Origin of the sequence: Paenibacillus sp. CH40 (assembly GCF_024213605.1) — a bacterium.
GTDB classification, from domain to species: domain Bacteria; phylum Bacillota; class Bacilli; order Paenibacillales; family Paenibacillaceae; genus Paenibacillus; species Paenibacillus polymyxa_B.
On the sequence record NZ_JANAVQ010000012.1, the window covers coordinates 68,949 to 94,437 of the forward strand.

Here is a 25,489-nt window from a genome sequence, read left to right on the forward strand (position 1 = left end):
AAGGACGTGGATACAGTGAGAAGACGTGTTGTAGTGACTGGACAGGGAGTCGTAACGCCGGTCGGGCTTAATCTTACGGATTTCTGGAATTCACTGTTGGAAGGAAAAAGTGGAATCGGACCTGTCACTGCTTTCGATACAGCGGACATTCCGACAAAGATCGGTGCACAGGTTACGGGCTTTGACCCATTGCAATATATGAGCAAGAAGGAAGCTAATAAAGTCGCACAGTTCACTCAGTTTGCTTTGGCGGCTGCCCGGCAGGCAGTGGAGCAATCAAAATTAGTGATTGATGAGCGGAATGCAAGTCGCGTGGGAGTTATTGTCGGCTCTGGAGCAGGCGGCCTCGACGTTATAGAGGAGAACTTTGGGAAATTAACAAAGCTTGGTCCCAAAAGAGTTTCTCCTTATTTTGTTTCCTCGATGATGATTAATTCAGCACCTGGTGAAATCTCCATTGCTATTGGAGCCAAGGGGCCTTCTTTTGCTGTGGTTACGGCTTGTGCCACAGGAAGTAATGCCATTGGTGAGGCATTACGTACGATCCAGTACGGCACGGCTGATGTCGTGGTTGCCGGTGGAGCAGAAGCCAATTTTAGTCAGCTTGATCTGGCATCTTTTGCGAATATCCATGCTCTCTCCAGACGTAATGAAGAGCCGCAGAAGGCTAGTCGTCCGTTTGATGTGGATCGCGATGGATTCGTCATCGGTGGAGGAGCAGGAGTCTTGGTGCTGGAGGAATTGGAGTATGCTTTGAACCGCGGAGCCACCATTCTGGCCGAAGTTGTGGGTTACGGATGCACAACTGATGCGTATCATATCACGGCTCCAGATCCCTCTGGCTCCGGACCGGCAGAAGCGATCAATATCGCACTGCAGGATGGCGGCTTAACACCGCAGGAAATCGACTACGTCAATGCCCACGGTACGAGTACGCCATTTAATGATCGTATGGAGATTAATGCTATTCAAAAAGTATTCGGGGAGCATGCCCCCCGTTTGGCGATATCGTCTATTAAATCCATGACTGGTCATTTAATGGGCGGTGCAGGGGCAGTCGAGTTAATTGCGACTGTGCAGAGTATGATTCACAGCAAAGTACCACCGACACTCAATTGCGACAATCCTGAGGCTCCTGAATTGAATTTTGTGCCGCATGTATATCAGGAACGCGAGGTCCGCGCGGCGATTAGCAATTCATTTGGTTTCGGAGGGCACAACGTCTGCCTTGCTGTTCGCAAGTGGGAAGGGGAATAAGCCTGTGAGCGAAGAGCTAATCCATATCCCGGATGTGCTTCCGCACCGGTACCCATTTCTTCTGTTAGATGGCGTGACCGGGTACGAAACGTCGCAATGGGCGAAGGGATACAAGCTTGTCACCTGGAGTGAGTGGTTCATTACTGACACTAACCCATACATGCCTCCTATGTTGATTGTGGAGTCGCTTGCACAATTAGCGGCATTCGCTGCGATTGATAAAAAAGGCATTTCATACCTGACTAACCTCAATGGAATTCGATTCCACAGCTTGGCCAAGCCTGGAGACCGAATTGATCTCTATTTTGAAGTGATCAAGCGTCGGCGGGGCTATATTCTCGGAAGCGGTCGGGCTTCCGTAGGGGACCGATTGGTGGTTGAGGCGGAAGAAATTGTTTCACTGGATCAATGACGGGGTGGAAGCGCACGTTAAACTGTCCTTTTGTCCTCCTGACTGCCAGGTGCAGCGGGAGGATATTCACATCATGGAATAGGAGTGAATGAGATGAATGACATGCAGTTATATGATTTAACAAATGCGCAGAAGCGTATATGGTATACCGAATTACTCTACCCAGATACGTCAGTGTCACAGCTTTCCGGTACAGCTAAGATGAAGGGGCATATCAATATTGCTGCCTTTATGCAGTCCATTAATTTGATTATCAAACAGTATGATGCGTTCCGCATCCGTATTACCTCAGTGGATGGAGTGCCTCAGCAGTACGTCGTTCCTTATGAAGAGAGACAGTTGGAGTGCCTGGATCTTAGTCACTATGAAAGTGTATCTGAGGTGGAAGCCTTACTTGAGCAACACAAAAGAAAACCCTTGCCCCTGCTGGATTCTGAGCTCTTCCAGTTTTTAATTGTGAAGATTAGCGAGGAAGAGTATTGGATTAATATCAAGATGCACCATATTATTTCTGACGGAATATCAATGGTGGTCTATGGCAATCAGCTGACAGCATTTTACATGGAGTTAATTCAAGGAAATGAACCGGAGCTGGGCGACGATTGCTCGTATATTCAATATATTGCAGATGAGAATGCATACGAACTTTCTGACAGATACCAAAAGGATAAGGCTTACTGGCTGGATAAATTTTCCGATTTGCCTGAGCTTACGGGTTGGAAGTCATATAATCCGTTATCTTTAAGCACCCACGCTGTTCGGGAGCATTTTACCGTACCAGAAGTGCTATATCACGACCTGCAAGCATTTTGCCAACAGAATAGGATTTCTTTGTTCCAGTTCTTCATGGGTGCGATGTATATCTACATACACAAAATGACGAATCAGCCGGATGTGGTGATTGGAACTTCGTTCGCTAACCGGGGGAACAAAAAAGAGAAGCAAAAGATAGGTATGTTCGTCAGCACCGCTGCTGCCAGAACATACGTCAAAAAGGATATAGATGTATTGAGCTTCCTGCAGGATGTAGCCAGAGATCAGATGTCAGTCCTGCGGCATCAGAAATATCCATACAATCAGTTAATTCAGGATCTTAGAGAAATGCATGGGAACAAGGATATTCAGCGGCTTTTTGGCGTTTCAATGGAATATCGTCTTATCAATTGGGTTGATTTGGATGATGTGCGTATTTTGACAGATTATGATTTCTGCGGGGATGAAGTGAACGATTTCGTGCTTCATATTGTAGAGATCCTGGATGAAGGCGAACTGGTACTGGATGTCGATTATCGGACAGAGCTGTTTGAACGCAGTGAAGTTAAGGACATGGTTTCCCAGTTGCTTACGATCGCCGAGCAGATCATTCATTCACCTCAGCTTTCTATTGCAGAGGTAAACTTATTGGGTGAACCAGAAGAGCAGTCCATTTTGGCTCTTTCGGAAGGCGCCGCAGTCGATTATCCACGTGAGAAGACCATCCATGGCTTATTCGAGGAACAAGCCGAGCGCACGCCAGATAACGTAGCCGTTCAGATGGACGAGCAGAGCATTACATACCAAGCTCTAAACGAGCAGGCTAACCAGCTTGCGAGATATTTGCGCTCCGAGGGAGTAGGAGCAGATACGCTCGTAGGGATTATGGCTGACCGTTCCTTGGAGATGGTCATCGGGATGTTGGCCATTTTGAAAGCAGGTGGTGCCTATGTACCGATTGACCCCGATTATCCCGAAGAACGTATCCATTATATGCTGGAGGATTCAGGTGTCCGTCTGTTGCTCACCCAAAGTCATCTATGGGAGAGCACCACTTTTGACGGAAAGCTTGTGAGTCTGGACGAAGCTGCAGCGTATACAGGAGATGCTTCCAATCTGGAGAGTATTTCGGGACCAAGCCATCTGGCCTATGTTATCTACACGTCGGGTACGACCGGCAAGCCGAAGGGCACGCTGATTGAACACAAAAACGTAGTTCGACTGCTCTTTAACGATAAAAATTTATTTGACTTCAACTCTCAGGATACGTGGACGCTGTTCCATTCGTTCTGCTTCGATTTCTCCGTTTGGGAGATGTACGGAGCGCTTCTTTACGGAGGGAAATTGGTGATTGTTCCATCTCTCACAGCCAAGAGCCCAGCAGCTTTCCTGGAGTTGTTGAAAGACAACCAAGTCACCATCTTAAATCAGACGCCGACGTATTTTTATCAGGTGCTACAGGAAGAGTTAACGCACTCTTCGACAGAGCTTGGCCTTAGAAAAATCATTTTTGGTGGAGAGGCTTTAAGTCCATCTCTTCTGAGGAACTGGCGGGTCAAGTATCCTGATGTGCAGCTGATTAATATGTACGGAATTACGGAAACAACAGTTCATGTCACCTATAAGGAAATCACGGAACATGAGATTGAAGCGGGGAAAAGCAATATTGGCAGAACGATCCCCACACTTAGCGCTTACATTCTCGATGAGCAAAGACGCCTTCAACCTGTTGGGGTTCCAGGAGAGTTATACATTGCGGGGGACGGTCTTGCCCGTGGGTATTTGAATCGGCCGGATTTGACGTCTGAGAAATTCGTTGAGCATCCGTATCGGGCGGGAGAGCGGCTGTACCGAACTGGGGATCTTGCTCGTTGGTTGCCTGATGGCAATATTGAATATTTGGGGCGGATCGACCATCAGGTCAAAATTCGCGGCTACCGAATTGAGCTTGGCGAGGTAGAAGCCCAAATTCTCAAGGCTCCAAGCGTACGAGAAACGATTGTCCTCGCACGGGAAGACGAACAAGGCCAAAAATTGCTGTGCGCCTACTATGTAGCCTCCAGTGATCTTTCGCCGGGGGAATTGCGGACTCAGCTGGCGGCGGAACTCCCCGCTTACATGATTCCTTCTTATTTTGTCCGGCTGGAGCAAATGCCGCTTACACCAAATGGCAAACTGGATCGCCGTGCGTTGCCGGCTCCTGAAAGCAGCGTACAATCCGGCGAGGCTTATTTGGCTCCGAGAACTGCTGTGGAAGCTCAGATGGTACTCATCTGGCAGGATATCTTGGGCGTTGCTCGTGTCGGTGTCAGAGATAATTTCTTTGAAATTGGTGGTCACTCTTTGCGGGCAACAGTGCTCGTTTCACGGATTCACAAAGAGTTGGGATGTAGCATTTCGCTGCGTGAGGTGTTTCAGTCACCTACGGTCGAATCCTTGGCGCAACTTGTGAAGAAACACATTCCGACCATGTACGAATCCATCCCACAGGCAACGGAAAGCGAAGCTTATCCAGTGTCCTCAGCGCAAAAGCGGTTATACGTGCTGAGACAGATGGACGGGGGAGAGCTCAGCTACAATATGCCAGGGGTCTTCACAGTGGATGGACCGTTAGATCGCACGCGGCTGGAGTCTGCGTTCCAGGCACTGATCCAGCGTCATGAATCCCTGAGAACCGGCTTTTATATGCAGGATGGAGAGCTTGTTCAGCGTGTGCATAGGAATGTGCCGTTTGCGTTGAACTACACAGAGGCTTTGGTGGAGGAGACGGATACGCTCATTCACAACTTTATTCGTGCCTTTGATCTGAGCCAGGCTCCATTACTGCGTGTTAGCTTGGTGAAGCTCCAGGAGGAGCGTCATCTGTTGCTGTTTGATATGCATCACATCATTTCAGATGGGGTTTCTATTCAAATACTGATAGAGGAACTTACTCATTTGTATCAAGGAGAACAGCTACCAGAGCTGCACATCCAGTACAAGGATTATGCCGTATGGCAACGGGAACAGTCAGAGAACCAATGGCAAGATCTTGAGAAATATTGGCTGCAATCCTTTGAAGGAGAGTTGCCGGTATTGGATTTGCCTACAGACTTCCAACGACCTTCAGTTCGGAGCTTCGAGGGTAGCCGAATTGATTTTACATTGGATGAGTCTGGAAATAAGGCGATACAAGAGCTTGCATCCCGTACAGGTACTACACTGTATATGGTATTGCTGGCCGCTTATTCGGTACTACTGCACAAATATACAGGACAGGAGGACATCGTCGTAGGTTCTCCAGTAGCCGGAAGACCGCAGGCTGAGCTTGAGGGCATCATCGGGATGTTTGTCAACACACTGGCCTTGCGCAGTTACCCGACAGGAGATAAAACCTTTCAGGATTATCTTCTTGAAATCAAGGAAACGGCGCTCAAGGCGTTTGAGCATCAGGATTACCCTTTTGAAAAATTGGTAGAAAAGCTGGGCGTAGGACGTGATGTCAGCCGCAATCCGCTCTTTGACACCCTATTGGTATTACAAAATACCGAGCAGGAAGAGCAAGATATGGACGGAGTGCACTTTACTCCTTACTTGATGGACACCGTCACAGCCAAATTTGATCTGTCCCTCAATGTAGAGGAGAAGGGGTCAAAATTAGCCTTTGGCCTCGAGTATAGTACGGCTTTATATCGGCGTGAAACCGTAGAGCGACTTGCAACGCACTTGCTCCGGGTTCTGCATGCAGTCTCGGCCAATCCTCAGTTGCAACTGGCCAAGATAGAAATGATCACACCGGAGGAGAAAGTACAGATCGTTGAAGTATTTAACGCGACATCGGCTCCTTATCCAAGGGACAAGACCATTCATGAGCTGTTCGTAGAACAAGTCAAGCGTACACCAGAGCAGACGGCGCTTGTATTCGGCGATGTCCAGCTAACGTACCTTGAATTGCAAGACAAGGCGAGCCGACTGGCCCAAACACTGCGTCGTTTGGGAACGTTGAGGGAGCAGCCTGTGGCCGTGATGGGCGGACGAAGCATCGAGATGGTCATTGGTATGCTTGCGGTGCTTCAAGCGGGTGGAGCCTATGTGCCGATTGATCCTGATTACCCGGAAGATCGGGTTCGTTATATGCTTAATGATTCCGACGCCAAGCTATTATTGGTGCAAAAGGGCGAGCTTATAAGTGTAGACTACGGTATACCGATTGTCGATCTTAGTAGTGAAGAGGCCTATGCAGCTGAACCTGCCCAGCCGGAGACTGCTCAGGGATCGCAGGGGCTTGCTTATGTCATCTATACATCGGGTACGACGGGTAGACCGAAGGGCGTTATGGTTGAACACCGGAACGTGGTCCGTCTGGTCAAAGAGACCAACTATGTGGAGCTGAATGAATCCACACGAATTTTGCAAACAGGAGCCGTGGCCTTTGATGCTTCTACATTCGAAATATGGGGGGCGTTGCTCAACGGTGGGCAGCTCTATTTCGTGGAGAACGACGATATCCTGATTGCCGATAGGCTCAAAGCGGCCATTACCAAGTACGGGATTACAACAATGTGGCTCACTTCACCGCTTTTCAATCAGCTTTCCCTGCAGGATGAGTACCTGTTCAGAGGGCTAAAAGCATTGCTAGTCGGCGGTGATGTACTGTCTCTATCTCATATGAATCGTGTAATCGAGGCTAATCCTGATCTTGTCCCTATCAATTGCTATGGTCCGACAGAGAATACGACCTTCTCCACCACTTACAAGATTTCAGGTCGTGCCGAAGGGGGTGTGCCGATTGGTCGCCCAATTAGTAATTCGACCGCTTATGTGGTCAATGGATCGCTGCAATTACAGCCTATTGGTGCTTGGGGTGAACTCATTGTCGGCGGTGAAGGTGTAGCGCGCGGATATCTCAATCGTCCTGATCTCACAGCAGAGAAATTTGTTCCTAGTCCTGTGAAGGACGGAGAACCCTGCTACAGAACTGGGGATTTGGTACGCTGGCTTCCAGATGGGAATTTGGAGTTTAAAGGAAGAATTGATGAGCAGGTCAAAATACGTGGTTACCGCATCGAACTCCCTGAAATCGAGGCCCAACTGGCCAAGGTGGAGTCAGTAATCGACGCCGTAGTGGTCGTTCGCGCGGATGAGCTTGGCGAGAAGCAGCTTTGCGCTTATTATGTGGCGGATCGTACGCTCACGGCAGGCGAAGTACGTCTTTCCCTATCGCAGGTACTTCCAGGCTATATGATTCCATCCTACTTTATCCAGATGGATCGTATGCCATTAACGTCAAACGGAAAAGTGGACCGCAGGTCTCTGCCGGCTCCTCAAGTAGGCGCGTATACAGGACGGAAGTATACAGCTCCTCGTACACCGGCTGAGGAAGCTTTGGCATCTGTCTGGCAAGGGGTACTGGGTGCCGAACAGGTGGGTATCCATGACAATTTCTTTGAATTGGGCGGAGACTCCATAAAAGCTATTCAGGTGTCGTCACGGTTACTGCAGGCCGGCTATCGGTTAGAGATGAAGCAGCTGTTCAAATCGCCAACCATTGCCGAGCTAGGCGCTGAAATTCAAACGGCTGTGCATATGGCTGAACAGGGAGTTGTGCGTGGAACAACTCGCTTGACTCCAGTCCAACAGTGGTTTTTTGGACGGAAGCAGGCAGAGCCTCATCACTTCAATCAAGCGGTTATGCTGTATCGTGAACAGGGATTTGAGGAAAAGGCCTTGCATCAGGTGCTAAGAAAACTCGCTGAGCATCATGACGCCCTTCGCATGGTTTTCCGTCAGACAGAGCATGGCTACGAAGCTTGGAATCGTGATCTTGAAGAAGGAGAGCTGTATAGCCTGTTCACTGCTGATTTACGGAATGAATCCGATCCGACTGTAGCCATTACATCGCTGTCGGATGACATTCAGCGCAGTATCAATCTGGCAGAAGGTCCGCTGCTGAAGTTAGGACTTTTCCATTGTCATGATGGAGACCACCTTCTAATCGTGATCCACCATTTGGTGGTGGACGGAGTATCCTGGCGGATTTTGTTCGAGGATATTGCAGCAGGTTATGAGCAGGTGATTCAAGGACAAGCGCTGACATTCCCGCAGAAGACGGATTCCTTCCGTGATTGGGGAGACGCCCTTGCTCGTTATTCGGAAGGTCCAGAAATGGAGACTCATCGGGCGTATTGGAGAGAGCTGGAGGATCAGCCACTCGAACAGTTGCCGAAGGATGAGGCTGTGGAAAGCCTTCTTGTACAGGATAGCAAAGTAGTAACAGCACAATGGACTCTAGAAGAAACCGACCAATTGTTGAGAAAAGCCCATCGTGCTTATCAAACAGAGACGAATGATCTGCTATTGACTGCTCTGGGCATGGCGGTATCCAAATGGTCTGGCATCGGAAAGGTTGCTGTGAATCTGGAAGGACACGGTCGTGAGCCGATTATACCGAATATCGACATCACCCGTACCGTAGGGTGGTTTACAAGTCAATATCCGGTGATTTTAGACTTGGGGAATAACTCGGAAGTGGCCTCATTGATCAAGTCTGTGAAAGAAGGGCTGCGCCGAATTCCGAACAAAGGTATTGGCTACGGGTTGCTCAAAACGATGGCAAGTCAGTTGGATGAAGGCAGCTTCAGCTTGCAGCCTGAGATTTCTTTTAACTATCTGGGGCAATTTGATCAGGATTTGCAAGGAAGCTCGTTGCAGATTTCTCCTTATCCGACCGGAAGCGCGCAAAGCTTGTTGGAGGAACCGGCCTATACGCTAGATATCAATGGCATGGTGACGGACGGAGCCCTGACTCTGACGATTACTTATAACGGAAAACAGTATAAGTCATCTACGATGGAACAGCTCGCTGGATATATTGAAGAAAGCCTGCGGGAACTTCTCCAGCATTGCGTAACCCAAGAAAAAACCGTATTGACACCAAGCGACGTGCTTGCGAAGGGTCTGAGCATTGCCGATCTGGAGGAGCTTTCTAAGCAGACGAGTCACATTGGCGATATTGAGAATGTATATAGTCTGACGCCAATGCAGAAGGGCATGCTGTTCCATGATATGTTTGAGCCGCATACAGGTGCTTATTTTGAGCAGGCCGCCTTTGACTTTAAGGGTAGCTTTGATCCGACCGCCTTCGGGCACAGTCTGGATGCAGTAGTGGAGCGTCATGCTATCCTGCGCACGAACTTTTACAGCGGATGGGGCAGCGAGCCTTTGCAGGTTGTATTTCGGCACAGAGGCGCTAAATTGGTGTACGAAGACCTGCGGGAGATGAATGCATCGCAGCGCGAAGCTTACCTGAAGACATTTGGTGCTAAGGACAAAGCACTGGGCTTCAACCTAGCTGAAGACGAGCTTCTCCGTGTATCCATTTTACAAACAGATGAAGAGAGCTTCCGTCTCTTATGGAGCTTTCACCACATCGTCATGGATGGGTGGTGTGTTCCGTTAATTACGCAGGAGGTATTTGAACACTATTTTGCCCTCCTGGAAGGAAGAGAGCCGCAGTTGGCAGAGGTTCATCCGTACAGTCGATATATCGAATGGCTCGAACAGCAGGATGAAGCAGCTGCGTCCAACTATTGGAGCCGATATCTGGCCGGTTACGAGCAGCAGACGCTTTTACCTCAAGTCGGTGGAGCAAATAAGGGAGAAGGCTATATAGCAGAAAAGCTGAATTATCCTCTCAGCAGGGAATTGACTGGGTGCCTTGAAAAGGTGGCCAGGGATGCTCATGTCACGATGAATATATTGCTGCAGTCCCTCTGGGGCATTGCGCTTCAACGCTATAACGGTAGCCGAGATGTCGTGTACGGAAGTGTAGTATCAGGCAGACCAGCAGAAATTCCGGGCATTGATCGGATGATCGGTTTGTTCATCAATACGATTCCCGTTCGTGTGAAGACAGAGGAGAATCTCCCCTTCACAGTTCTGATGAAGCAGCAGCAGGAACAATATATGGCTTCTCATATGTATGACACCTACCCGCTGTTTGAGATTCAGGCTCAGACGGATCAGAAGCAGGATCTAATCTCCCATATTATGGTGTTTGAAAACTATCCTGTGGAAGAGGAGGTAGAGCGTCTGGGTGGTGGCGAGGCTGCCTTTGAGATTGAGGAAGCGGAGCTTCTTGAGCAAACGAATTATGATTTTAATTTAATTGTCCTCCCTGGCGAAGAAATGAGATTGCTGTTCCAGTACAATGCACTTGTTTATGACCCAGTGACAATTGAGCAAATCAAGGGCCATCTGGTTCACCTCATGGAACAAATTGTAGAGAACCCTGCCATTTCCGTGGATGCACTAGAATTAGTCACGCCGCAGGAGAGAGAACAGATTCTGAACGTATGGGGAAATACAAAAGGCATTTACGAGCACTGTAACACGTTCCACGGGCTGTTGGAGGAACAGGCGGGACGAACGCCGGATGCGACTGCCCTTTGGTTCGAGGACGAGAGTCTGACCTATGCCGAGCTCAATGCAAAAGCCAACGGACTGGCGAGAAGGCTCCGTACTCAGGGAATCAAGACGGGAGATCTGGTGGGACTGATTGCTGAACGGTCGCTCGAAATGATCGTTGGGATCTACGGCATTATGAAAGCCGGGGGTGCCTATGTTCCAATCGATCCAGAGTATCCGAAAGAACGAATCAGTTACATGCTTGAAGATTCCGGGGCGAAGCTGATCCTTACACAGGCCCATCTCTTGGAGCATCTCGGATGGACGGAAAATGTTTTGCTGCTGGATGAATCATCGACCTATGATGCCGACACCTCGAATTTGGAGGCTACTGCTGGCCCGGATGATCTGGCCTACGTGATCTACACTTCAGGTACGACGGGTCAGCCTAAGGGCGTATTAGTCGAGCATCGGGGACTACCAAATCTTTCGGACGTATACGGGACACACTTCGAAGTTACACCGCAGGATCGGATCGTTCAGTTTGCAAGTCTGTCGTTTGATGCATCGGTTTCGGAAATTTTAACGGCGCTGAGCCACGGGGCTGTTCTGTGCATCCCTTCTACACAAGATATTTTAGATCATGCCCTGTTCGAGCAGTTCATGAACGATAAGGGGATTACGGTAGCGACTTTGCCACCCGCTTACGCTATCCACCTTGATCCAGAGCGTTTGCCAACACTGCGGTGCCTGCTAACCGCTGGATCGGCCGCATCGGTCGAGTTGATCGAAGAGTGGAGGAAGCATGTACGTTACTCTAATGGCTATGGCCCAACAGAGGACTCCGTATGCACCACAATCTGGTCTGTCCCGGACAGTGAGGAAGCAACGGATATTGTATCTATTGGGCGACCTATTGCTAACCACAGTGTGTACATCTTGGATGACCATTTTAGATTGCAACCTGTCGGTGTAGCTGGAGAGCTATGCATTTCGAGTATCGGGTTAGCACGGGGGTATCATAATCGGCCTGAGTTAATGGATGAGAAGTTCGTGGACAATCCGTTTGCTCCAGGAGAGCGCATGTATCGGACGGGTGACCTGGTTCGCTGGTTACCGAATGGAATCATCGAGTACTTAGGTCGAATAGATCACCAAGTCAAAATCCGCGGTTACCGTGTCGAGCTGGGCGAGGTAGAAGCACAAATGCTCAGAGTGCCGTCCGTTCAGGAGGTCGTAGCCATGGCTGTAGAGGGCGATGACGGCTACAAAGATCTAGTCGCTTACTTCGTAGCCGCTCAGAAACTTGAGGTGTCCGAACTTCGGACTGTTCTGTCGGAGATGTTACCTGGATATATGATTCCTTCCCGCTTCATACAACTGGAGGACATGCCTTTGACGTCGAACGGAAAAATCGACCGAAAAGCGCTGCAGGGCGAGCGTGGATGGGCAGTGGCTTCATCTGAGGCTCCAAGGACACCTGTGGAAATTCAATTAGCTGAAATCTGGCAAGAGGTGCTGGGTGTAGAGAGCGCGGGAGTGAAGGATAATTTCTTCCATTTTGGAGGTCATTCACTGCGTGCAGCCCTGCTAGTCTCACGAATTCGCAAGGAAATGAATCGCGAGATTAGTCTGAGAGCAGTGTTCGAGTCTCCTACTATTGAAGGATTGGCTCGTGCCATTGAGGGCTATACACCGCTGAATTTCGAAGAAATTCCTACAGCGGGAGCGAGAGAGCATTATCCATTGTCCTCGGCCCAAAAACGACTGTTTATTCTAAGTCAGCTGGAAGGTGGAGAGCTGAGCTACAATATGCCGGGTATCCTTACCGTTGAGGGAGCTTTGGATCGGGAACGGCTAGAGCAGGCGTTCCGTCGTCTAATTCATCGTCATGGTTCGCTGCGAACTCGTTTTGTGACTGTGAACGGTGAACCTGTACAGCAGCTCCTGACGGATGTTCCGTTTACTGTGGAATATGCGGAGTTGAGCGAGGAAGAGGCAGGAGCTACCCTTCAGCAGTTCGTCCGTCCTTTTGATTTAGGTGTAGCTCCATTGCTGCGGGTCGGCCTTATTCGAATTGCACATGAGCGCCATTTACTATTGTTTGACATGCACCATATTGTCTCAGATGGGGTTTCTATGAATATTCTCATAGAAGAGTTTCTCCGCTTCTACCAAGAGGAGGACGTATTTCCTGAGCTACAGATCCAGTACACAGACTATGCTGTATGGCAGCAAGAGCAGCTCGGAAGCGAGCGTCTTAAGGCCCAGGAAGCTTACTGGCTGGATGCTTTCCGTGGAAGCTTGCCAGTGCTGGATTTGCCAGGAGATGAAGTTCGTCCTGCGGTGCGAAGCTTTGCGGGCGATCGAATCGACTTCCAAATTGATTCTTCTCTGAGTGCTTCACTTCAGGAGTTGGCTACCCGAACGGGTTCCACTCTGTTCATGGTACTGCTGGCAGCCTATACAGCGCTCTTGCACAAGTACACAGGTCAGGAAGATGTCATTGTCGGTTCACCTGTGGCAGGAAGATCTCATGCGACACTCGAAGGCCTCATCGGTATGTTCGTCGGCACAGTGGCACTTCGTACTTATCCAGAAGGAGAGAAGCCTTTCGAGGCTTATCTGCAGGAGGTGAAGGAAACAGCGCTGCGGGCCTATGAAAACCAGGATTACCCGTTCGAGGAGCTGGTAGAAAAGCTGGAGCTTCAGCGTGATTTGAGCCGTAACCCACTATTTGATACCATGTTTGTCCTGCAAAATATCGAGCAGGGAGAACAAGAAATAGAAGGATTGCGCTTCACTCCTTACGATAATGTACATCCGGCTGCCAAGTTCGATCTCACGCTGACCGTGAGTGAAGCAGACGGGGCATTGAACTGTACGCTTGAGTATGCGACTGCGATCTACAAGCAAGAGACTGCTGAGCGGATGGCAGGCCACTTTGTACAGCTTATTCGGGAAGCCATCGCCAATCCGGCACTGCCGTTGTCATCCCTTGATATCGTGACACCTCAGGAAAAATCAAGGCTGATGAAAGCGCCGGACGAAGCCAAGGCAGATTATCCTCGTGACAAGACGATCCATACGCTGTTCGAGGAACAGGCCGCACGTACTCCGAATGCAGTGGCAGTCGTATGTGAAGATGCAACCCTGTCCTACAGCGAGCTGAACGAACGGGCCAATGGACTTGCCCGAACGCTTAGGGAACGTGGTTTGCAACCAGACGGTTTGGCTGGAATTATGGCGGATCGTTCCCTTGAAATGGTGGTCGGAATTTTAGCCATCTTGAAGGCAGGCGGGGCCTATGTCCCTGTAGACCCTGAATATCCAGAGGACCGCATTCGCTTTATGCTTGAGGATTCGGGAGCCAAGCTACTGCTGACACAAGCACATCTGGAGCAACGTGTCTCCTTCGCCGGGAATATCGTAAGTCTGGACAAAACGGCTTCCTACAAGGAGGATGTTTCAAACCTGCAGCCTGCTGCCGGACCGGAGCATCTTGCCTACGTTATCTACACATCGGGTACGACAGGCAAGCCAAAGGGAACACTGATTGAGCATAAAAATGTAGTTCGCTTGCTCTTTAATGATAAAAATATGTTTGACTTTGGTCCTCAGGATACGTGGACACTGTTCCATTCATTCTGTTTTGACTTCTCTGTATGGGAAATGTACGGAGCATTGCTGAACGGAGGACGGTTGGTCATCGTTCCATCGCTTACCGCGAAGAGTCCAGATCGTTTCTTGCAATTGCTTAAGGATCAGAAGGTCACCGTTTTGAACCAGACACCGACGTACTTCTACCAGTTGCTACAGGAAGAGCTCGGTCATCAAGCGGCAGAACTGAGCCTCCGTATGATTATCTTCGGTGGAGAGGCATTAGCCCCGGCCCTGCTCAAGGACTGGAGAACGAAGTATCCGCAAGTGCAGCTCATTAACATGTACGGCATTACCGAAACGACCGTGCATGTAACCTACAAGGAAATTACAGAGTTGGAAATTGAACAGGGCCGCAGCAATATCGGCACCACGATTCCGACGCTGCGAGCGTACATTTTGGATGAACAACGCCGTCCACAGCCGATTGGCATTCCAGGTGAACTCTATGTGGCGGGCGTAGGTCTGGCGCGAGGTTATCTGAACCGACCGGAATTGACGGAAGAGAAGTTTGTCGCTCATCCGTTTGAAGCGGGCGAGCGCATGTACCGCTCGGGTGACTTGGCACGCTGGTTGCCGGATGGCAGCATGGAGTATTTGGGACGGATTGACCATCAGGTAAAAATTCGTGGTTATCGTATCGAGCTGGGCGAAGTGGAAGCGAAGCTGCTCCACGCTCCGTCTGTAAGGGAGGCCGTTGTGCTCGCCCGAGAGGATGGAAGTGGACAAAAAGTGCTTGTCGGCTATTTCACTGCCGATCAGATGCTGACGGTAGGCGAGTTGAGAAAAGCCTTGGCTGCCGAACTGCCGACTTATATGATTCCATCTTACTTTATGCAATTGGAACAGATGCCTTTGACGCCAAATGGCAAGCTGGATCGCAAAGCGCTTCCGGCTCCGGAGACCAATGTGCAGACTGGAGCGGTTTATGAACCGCCAAGGACGAAGGCTGAGGAAGCTTTGGCTTCCGTATGGCAAGGTGTGCTGGGAGCGCAGCAGGTCGGCATCCATGATCATTTCTTTGATCTGGGTGGTGATTCCATCAAGGCGATCCAAGTGTCCTCGAGATTGTTCCAAGCCGGATATAAATTAGAGATGAAGGATCTCTTCAAATATCCGACAATTGCCGAGCTAAGCCCGTATCTTCAGGCAGCCGGACGTACAGCGGAACAGGGCGAAATTAAAGGTGCAGCAGAGTTAATGCCAATTCAGCGTTGGTTCTTTGAACGCCATACAGCGGAGCCGCACCATTATAATCATGCCGTCATGCTCTATCGGAAAGACGGCTTTGATGAAGCTGCACTCCGGTTGACAATGGACCAAATTGCGATCCATCATGATGCGCTGCGTATGGTTTTCCGGTCTACAGAAGCTGGGTATGCAGCTTGGAATCGGGGAACGGACGAAGGCGAGCTCTACACATTGGACATTGCCGATGTGCGGCAGGCGGAAGACCCGACAGCTGCGGTTCAGGCCCAAGCCGATGCCATTCAGGCAAGCTTTGACTTGGAAGGTGGCCCACTGTTCAAGCTAGGCCTGTTCCATTGTGACGATGGCGATCATTTGTTGATTGTCATTCATCACCTCTTGGTTGACGGCGTATCCTGGCGCATCCTGTTTGAGGACATTGCAGCGGGGTACGAGCAGGCATTGAATGGACAAGCAATCGTCCTTCCACAAAAGACCGATTCGTATCTTGTATGGTCTGAGCAAGCGACGAAGTATGCAGCAGGGCCTGCTCTGGACAAGGAGAGTGCATACTGGCAGCTGATCGAGGAGGCGATTTTGGCCCCACTGCCGAAGGATGAGGATCAGAAGCCCGGCACCATTCGGGATACTGAATCGGTTACGGTAACGTGGTCTGCGCAGGAAACAGACCTGCTGTTGCGGCAAGCGAACCGGGCGTATCATACGGAGACGAACGACTTGCTCTTGACTGCTCTGGGTGCAGCCATTCAGCGCTGGACAGGCATGGAGCAGATTTTGGTCAATCTTGAAGGGCATGGACGGGAAATGATCGTACCAGACCTGGATATTACCCGTACCGTCGGTTGGTTCACAACCCAGTATCCAGTTCTGCTGAACCTGCAAGGCGGACAGGAAGTATCTGCACGAATCAAGCGCATCAAGGAGAATTTGCGAGAGGTTCCGCACAAAGGAATCGGCTACGGTCTTCTGAAGTATATGGCACCGGAGAAAAGTGTCGGATTTGGCGTGGAGCCGGAAATTTCCTTCAATTATCTTGGGCAGTTTGATCAGGATCTGGAGGGTAATGCCCTTAGCCTATCCACACATTCAGTTGGTAAGGCGCTCAGCGACCTCACACCACAGCAATATGCTCTGGATGTGAATGGCATGATTGCTGAAGGCCAGCTATCACTGACGATTACGTACAGCAGCAGGCAGTATCGTAAAGAGACGGTGAGTCATTTTGCTGAATTATTACAGTCAAGCCTTAGTGAGGTCATCCGTCATTGTGTGGCTCAGGAGCGTTCACAGCTTACACCAAGTGATGTTCTGTTCCAAGGATTAACATTGGAGCAGCTTGATCGACTCACGGCGCAGACGGCTCACATCGGAGAGATTGAGGATGTGTACAAGCTGACGCCAATGCAGAAGGGAATGCTGTTTCACAGCCTGCTGGAGCCGGACTCCTCTTCATACTTCGAACAGGCAACGTTTGAGCTGCGTGGTAGCTTCGATGTAGATATCTTCTTCGAGAGCTTCCAGGCTTTGGTGCAACGACATGCCATACTACGTACCGGATTTTACAACAACATTGCTGATGTACCGCTGCAAGTTGTCTTTAAGCAACGGTTAATCCCTCTGCACTACGTAGATTTGCGCGACGCATCTACGCAGGAACAAGAAGACCGAATCAAGGCTTATATTGCTGAAGATATGGTTAAGGGGTTCAGCTTGTCAGAAGATCCGCTGATGCGGGTGACCGTCTTGCAGAAGGATCAAAGCTGTCTTGTATTGTGGAGCTTCCACCATATTGTCATGGATGGCTGGTGTATCCCGATCATTACACAGGAGCTGTTCGATTATTATTCTGCCAAGAAACAGCAAGTACAGCCTGTCCTACCGCCAGCTCAGCCCTATAGCCGTTATATCGAGTGGCTTGATGCACAGGATGATCAAGAAGCTTCAACATATTGGAGCCAATATCTTGAAGATTATGACGGGAACACCGTATTGCCGGAAGGTAAAACGAAATCTCAAGCAAAAGAAGCGGGCTATGTTCTAAAAGAGCATGTTCTCCATCTGGGTGCATCTTTGACAGGTAAAATGGATGTTGTCGCGAAGCGCAATCACGTAACCGTCAATACACTCATGCAGACAGCTTGGGGACTGATTCTTCAACGTTATAATGCCAGCTCGGATGTCGTTTTCGGCGGCGTTGTGTCGGGTAGACCCGCTGAGATTGCAGGGATCGAAAATATGGTGGGTCTGTTCATCAATACAGTACCTATCCGTGTACAGTCATCGAAGGACGAAGCCTTTGTCGAGGTGATGAAACGTACACAGGCACAGTCATTGGCTGGTCGTGCCTACGACACCTATCCACTGTATGAGATTCAGGGGAAAACAACCCAAAAGCAGGACCTGATTTCTCATATTATGATCTTTGAAAATTACCCGCTCGACGAGCAGGTGGAGCAATCGGGTAACCAAACGGAGGACAATCTCGAAGTTGCCAACTTCACCATGTTTGAACAAACCAACTATGACTTTAACCTGGTTGTGATTCCAGGCGAAGATATCAAGGTCTGCATTCGCTATAATGCTTCGGTTTACGAGCAAGAAAGCATTGCACGTATCGGAGGACACTTGTTGCAGATGCTCGATCAGGTGGCTGCTCGTCCGCAGGCGACGATACAGGAACTGGAGATTGTAACATCCGAGGAACGGATGAACCTGCTTGACTGGGGCGGCAAGGCCCATACCTATCCAAGTGATCAGGGTCTGCATACCTTGTTTGAAGAACAGGTTGTCCGTACCCCGGATAAGATTGCGGCTGTAAATGGGGACACTCAGATCACGTATCGGGAGCTGAACGAGCAGGCGAACAGACTAGCTTCCACCTTGATAGACCAAGGACTACGGAGTGAACAAGTGGTAGGTCTGTTGGCAGATCGGTCTGTAGAGCTGCTTGTCGCCATCATGGGTGTGCTCAAAGCGGGTGGAGCCTATGTACCTATTGATCCTGAATATCCGCAGGAGCGGATTCAGTATATTCTGAAGGATTCTGGCGCTAAAATTCTGCTCACACAGAGCCACCTGACGGAGTTAGCCTCGTTTGAGGGGACGGTTATGGAATTGGATTCCCCGCACATTTACGGAACCGAGGTGGATAATCCCAATATTCCTGTTGGAGGAAACGATCTGGTGTACTTAATCTATACCTCGGGTACAACCGGAAATCCGAAGGGAACCATGATTAACCACAAAGGGATCGTGAACTACATCTGGTGGGCCAATAAGGTCTATTGTGCTGGAAAACCAACGGATTTCCCGTTGTATTCATCCATTTCCTTTGACTTGACGATGACATCGATCTTTACTCCATTAATTAACGGAGGAGTAGTGCGGATTTATGATGGTATAGATAAAGCGGAGGTTGTACAGCATATTTTGCGCGAAAATGCGGTGGACATTCTCAAGCTGACGCCGACTCATCTCAGTCTGATTAAAGATATGACCATCCCGGCAGAAAGTCGCATTCAGCAGCTTATTGTGGGTGGAGAGAATCTGACCACACATTTGTCGAAAACCATCACAGATCTCTTTGGCAGCAACATCAAAATCTACAATGAATATGGACCAACCGAAACGGTCGTCGGCTGCATGATTCACCTGTACAATCCTGCGAAGGATACGCGTGAATCTGTACCGATTGGGTTGCCAGCAGACAATATATACATCCATATTCTGGATGATCAGCTTCGTCTCGTACCGTTAGGCGTGGAGGGCGAAATGTACATCGCCGGGGACGGGGTAGCCCGTGGATATCTGAACCGTCCTGAGCTTACCGCAGATAAATTCATTAGAAATCCGTTCGCTTCGGAAGGAAATATGTATCGCACTGGGGATTTGGCTCGTCGCCTTCCTAATGGAGACATTGAGTACATTGGACGCATTGACCACCAAGTTAAAATACGGGGCTATCGTATTGAGCTTGGTGAGATTGAGGCCAAGCTGCTGGACATTCCACTTGTCGAGGAAGCTCTCGTTGTTGCATGGGCAGATGCTCATGGGCAGAAATCGCTGTGTGCTTACTTCGTAGCTAATCGCGAAATGTCTGTCAGCGAGCTGAGAGACGAACTGTCTGCCGGACTGCCTGCATATATGATTCCGTCTTACTTCGTCCAACTGGACGTGATGCCTCTGACACCGAATGGTAAGCTGGATCGCAAGGCACTGCCTGAACCGAACTCGGGTATAAAGGCGGGAGCAGACTTTACCGCTCCGCGCACGGATGTGGAGAACATTTTGGCTTCAATCTGGCAGGGTGTACTCGGCGTGCCGCTTGTCGGCATACATGATAATTTCTTTGAGCTTGGAGGTGACTCGATCAAATCCATCCAAGTATCTTCAAGGCTTCTCCAAGCAGGCTATAAGCTTGAAATGAAGGATTTGTTCGGTTATCCGACAATTGCAGAGCTGGCACAGCGCGTTAGTGTGGTCAGCCGAATTGCGGACCAAAGCGAGGTACACGGAGCGGTAAGACTGGGACCTGCTCAGCACAGATTCTTCGATGAACAGTCGATGGATCTGCATCACTTTAATCAGTCGGTCATGTTGTACCGACGGGATGGCTTCAATACCGATGCGCTCGCCGAGGTTGTTCGGAAAATTGCAGAGCATCATGATGCTTTACGACTGGTGTTCCGCCAAGGAGAGCAGGGATTGGAGGCCTGGAACCGGAGCGTAGGTGAGGGTGAACTCTATAGCCTCCGAATTCACGACCTGCGGGATGAGACAGACCCGGCTTCAGCAATAGAAGCGGGTGCGGAAGCCATTCAGCGCAGCATCTCTCTGGAGGATGGACCTCTCTTTAGACTGGGTCTGTTCCGCTGTGCGGACGGCGAACATCTGTTGATCGTTATTCATCATCTGGCTGTGGATGGCGTATCCTGGCGTATTCTCTTTGAGGACCTGCAGGAAGGCTACGAGCAGGCAGCACGTGGAGAAGCGGTCAAGCTTCCACAGAAGACGGATTCGTACCGTGCATGGGTTGAGGGAATCACACAATTTGCGAACAGTCTGGCGGCTGAACAAGAGCGCAGCTATTGGGCAGAGGTTGAGGGAGATGGCTTTGTTCCTCTTCCCAAAGACAAGGTAGACAGCGCTCTTCTCATCAAAGACAGTGAGGCTGTCACGGTGAGATGGTCACCAGAAGAGACGGAGCAGTTCCTGAAAGAAGCGAACCGCACTTACAATACGGAGGTCAACGATCTGCTCCTGACGGCTCTAGGTATGGCTGTTCACGAGTGGACGGGAATCGAACGTGTGGGCATCCTTCTGGAGGGACATGGACGGGAGCCTGTTGTGCCGGAACTGGATATTACTCGCACAATAGGCTGGTTTACAAGTCAATACCCTGTCGCCCTTGAGATGGGAGGGGAATTGGAGATCGGCGCCAGAATCAAGCACGTCAAGGAAGGCTTGCGTCGTATCCCGAACAAAGGTGTCGGATATGGTATTTTGAAATATTTAAGCGACGGTTCCGACGTCTCCTCCTTCTCGGCTGAACCGGAGATTACCTTCAACTACTTGGGACAGTTCGACCAGGATCTTGCAGGAGGGATGATGGAAGTATCGCCTTACTCAGTAGGACCTGAGGTCAGTGAGCAGATGGTGCAGCATCAGGCATTGAACATTAATGGACTGATTGCCGAAGGACAGCTTCAACTTTCGGTCAGCTATAACCGTCATCAGTTCCACGGGGAGTCCGTGGCTAAGTTTGTTGGCATTCTGAAGAACCGTCTCAGCGAAGTCATCGGACATTGCGTAAGTAAGGAAAGAGCAGAACTTACACCAAGCGATGTACTCCTCAAAGATATCAGCTTGGAAAAAATCGAGGAGATAGAAGAGCAGACACGGCATATCGGCAGTATTGAAAATATGTATAAACTGACGCCGATGCAAAAAGGAATGTTGTTCCACAGCTTGCTGGAGCCTCATTCGGAAGTCTACTTTGAGCAGGCCAAATTTGAAATTCAGGGAGCATTCTATCCTGAGGATTTCAAACGCAGCTTAAAATATCTGATGAAACGGCATGCCATATTGAGAACCAATTTCCACGCCGGGTGGGGCGATTTCCCTATTCAGATTGTGTTCAAAGAAAGAGCGTGTGACTTCGTATACGAGGATCTGCACGAGCTGGAAGCCGATGAAATTCAAGCGCGTCTTGCAGCTTATACTGCTCAGGACAAAGCAAGAGGCTTTAATCTTGCTGAAGAAGCATTGCTGCGTGTTGCTATTCTACGTACAGCAGAAGAGGCTTACCATCTGCTGTGGAGCTCTCATCACATCATTTTGGATGGCTGGTGTATGCCGCTTGTGCTCCAGGAAGTGTTTGAGACGTATGGGGTTCTGCGTGAGCAAAGGGAGCCTGAGCTTCCTGCAGCTGTATCGTACAGCCAGTATATTCAATGGTTGGAGAAGCAAGGCGAGGAAGAGGCATCCTCTTACTGGAGAGGGTACCTGGAAGGCTACGAGCAGCAGACGAAGCTGCCACAAGCCATCACACAGCCATCAGCAAAAGCAGAAGCCTATGTGTCGGAGAAGCTAGTATTCACGTTGGATGCGGAATTGACCGATCGCCTGGAACAGGTGGCCAAACAGCATCAGGTGACGATGAATACATTGATGCAAGCAGCCTGGGGAATCGTGTTGCAGCGCTACAATAGAAGCCAGGATATCGTCTTCGGAAGTGTAGTATCGGGGAGACCTGCCGAGATTCCGGGTATCGAAAGTATGATCGGTCTCTTTATCAATACAGTTCCGGTTCGGGTTCAGGCCGAGGGAAGTGATTCGTTCTCCCATGTGATGAAAAGACAGCAGGAATTATATTTGGCAGGACATGCTTATGATTCCTATCCGCTCTATGAGATTCAGGCACAGAGCGAACAAAAGCAAGATTTGATTTCTCATATTATGGTGTTCGAAAATTACCCGGTAGAAGAGCATCTGGAAGAGAAAATTTCCAGCGAAGAGGCTGAATACAGAATTACGGATGTTCAGATGTTTGAACAGACGAATTATGATTTTAACCTCATTGTGCTGCCGGGCCGTAATCTGGAGTTGTTGTACCGTTACAATGCCCGCGTCTATGATCGGGAGAGCGTGGAACGCATTCAAGGACACTTGACGAGAATTCTGACAAGCGTAGCTGTTCAACCTACCATCCGTATTGATGAGCTGGAGTTGATCACGCCAGAAGAGAAATCGCAGATTATAGAGGTGTGGGGCGATACAGCAGCTCCTTATCCACGTGAGCAGACCCTTCACGGTATATTTGAGGAAAAAGCAGCGCTCACACCGGATCGTACAGCACTTATTTACGGTGAAACGGAGCTTACCTATGGAGAACTCGATCAGCAGGCGAACCGTCTCGCACGTACGCTGCGTGCCCAAGGGGTCAGACCGGACCAACCAGTCGGCATCATGGTCGAGCGCTCGCTTGAGATGATCATTGGTATTCATGCCATTCTAAAAGCTGGCGGGGCCTATGTACCGATTGATCCGGAGTTCCCAGAAGATCGTATTCGCCACATGCTGGAGGATTCGGGAGCGAAGCTTCTGCTGACGAAGAACCATCTCCAAGATCGTTTTCCGTTCACTGGCACGATCCTGGCACTTGATGATCCGCAGGCGTATCATGCCGATAGCTCGAAACTGGAGCCAATTGCGGGGCCGGAGCATCTGGCGTATATCATTTACACGTCAGGTTCAACCGGCAAGCCGAAAGGTGTAATGATTGAACATCGCGCTGCCGTCCATACGCTGAGTCAGTTGGAAGCTGAATATCCGATGTTGGCAGGCGACCGTTTCCTGCTCAAAACGACATTCACCTTTGACTTCTCCGTGCCGGAGCTGTTCTGCTGGTTCTTTGGACAGGGGACTCTCGTGATCCTGCCACAAGGCGTGGACAAAGACCCGATGGCACTGCTAGAGGCCGTGGATACGAACCGTATCACGCATCTCAATTTGGTGCCGTCGATGCTCAGTGTGCTCGTTCAATACTTGAAAGAAAGCGGCACCCAAGGATTCCTTACTCTGAAATACCTGTTTGCCTGCGGCGAGACGCTGCCTGCCAAACTTGTGGAAGAGTATTATAAAGTATCTCCTTACGCAGTACTGGAAAACATCTACGGTCCTACGGAAGCAGCCGTATATGCGACTCGGTATACAACGAGCCTTGAGACTGCGGCTCTAACGCATGTGCCGATCGGCAAACCGTACGCTAACGTCCAAGTATGGATGATGGACAGCGCTTCTCAGGTATCACCAGTAGGTGTACCAGGAGAACTGTGTATTGCAGGCGAAGGGGTAGCAAGGGGGTACTTCAATCAGCCTGAACTGACGGCAGAGAAGTTCATTCCTCATCCGTACAAACCGGGAGAACGGATTTACCGAACAGGCGATTTGGCCCGATGGCTGCCAGACGGGAATATTGAGTACTTGGGGCGGATCGATCACCAGGTAAAAATCCGCGGTTACCGCATTGAGCTGGGAGAAGTGGAAGCACAAATTCTGAAGGTGCCATCGGTGCAGGAAGCGGTTGTTCTAGCACTGGCTGACTCCACCGGAAGTACTCAACTTTGTGCATACTTTGTGGCCGAAGAGGGGCTTGCAGCGGGCGTACTACGCGAGGCACTGGCCAGCGAGCTGCCAAGCTACATGATTCCGACTGCTTTCGTACAGTTGGCACAAATGCCACTGAATCCGAATGGCAAATTGGATCGCAAAGCGCTACCGGCACCGGAAACCCTTCTGCGGAGCACAGCGGAGTATATCGCGCCGCGTACGCAGACAGAAGTAGAGCTCGCTCAGATTTGGTCCGAGGTGCTCGGCGTACAGGAAATCGGGATCAGGGATCATTTCTTCGAACTTGGGGGCCATTCCCTGAAAGTATTGGGCTTGATCCAAAGGATCTCGTCCAGTATGGGCGTCCATCTCCCACTCCAGGCCGTGTTTAATCTGCCGACTGTGGAAGAAATGGCGCATGAAATTTTCAAGCTGCAGGCAACAACTGCTGCGGATGAACAAGAAATGGAAATTATCCGTTTCCCAGGGAAAGGAACACTTAAAGTGTTTTGCTTCCCTCCACGGGTAGGCCACTCTCTGGGGTACTATGAGATGGCCAAGGAGCTGGAAGGGTTTTGCGAGGTGTACGGAATGGAATTTATCGGCGATCGGTACCAGGGTCAAGATATGCTGGATCGATACATTGATGCCATTGTGGATATTCAAGCAGAGGGCCCATATGTATTCCTAGGATACTCACTTGGAGGAAATCTCGCCTTCGAGGTAGCTAAAGCCATGGAAAGCCGAGGTCACCATGTTAGCGACATTATTATGGTAGATGCTATGAGAAAGATGTCCAAAGATGAATCGACACCAGAGGAGCTCGAAGAGATTGTCGAGACGGTACTGGACAGCATTAGGGACCAGTACAAAGTATTCCTCGCCGATCCAGTGGACAGGGAGCGAGTCATGGACAAAATGTTGGTGTACTCCACCTACCGCGATGAGCTTATTAACGCAGGTGAAGTTCATGCGAATATCCATGCTCTGATTGCAGAGGATGATAGTATTGGTCCAGATACATCATTAGATAAATTGTTATGGCAACAGGCGACACTTGGTCAATACAAAGAATACGAAGTCATCGGAACGCATGATGTGCTGCTTGATTCCGGTTTTATTGGGGAAAATGCTAAAGTACTGAGACAGATACTTGGCAAGGTCACAGAGGCTTCATCTAATAACAAGCCCATTTTGTCCTAA

3 protein-coding genes are annotated in these 25,489 nt (G+C 49.8%); all 3 read left to right on the forward strand.

Annotated elements, in window-relative coordinates; translation table 11 throughout:
* Positions 1-15 precede the first annotated feature (15 nt).
* The 3 genes from fabF (at position 16) to NLX73_RS23540 (ending at position 25,489) form a co-directional block, all read left to right on the forward strand.
* Complete coding sequence (gene fabF, locus NLX73_RS23530) at positions 16-1,257, forward strand: beta-ketoacyl-ACP synthase II (protein ID WP_069290771.1); 1,242 nt, start codon at positions 16-18, stop codon at positions 1,255-1,257.
* Between the two features lie 4 nt (positions 1,258-1,261).
* On the forward strand, positions 1,262-1,669 hold the full coding sequence (locus NLX73_RS23535) for a 3-hydroxyacyl-ACP dehydratase FabZ family protein (RefSeq protein WP_025721676.1): 408 nt from the start codon (positions 1,262-1,264) through the stop codon (positions 1,667-1,669).
* Positions 1,670-1,762: 93 nt separating this feature from the next.
* Entirely contained in the window at positions 1,763-25,489 is a 23,727-nt protein-coding gene (locus NLX73_RS23540) for a non-ribosomal peptide synthase/polyketide synthase (RefSeq protein WP_254327501.1), read from the forward strand.

Bases quoted from the DNA above. Each gene is read 5' to 3' on its own strand.
- NLX73_RS23540 (WP_254327501.1), top strand. From the start codon at position 1,763: ATGAATGACATGCAGTTATATGATTTAACAAATGCGCAGAAGCGTATA.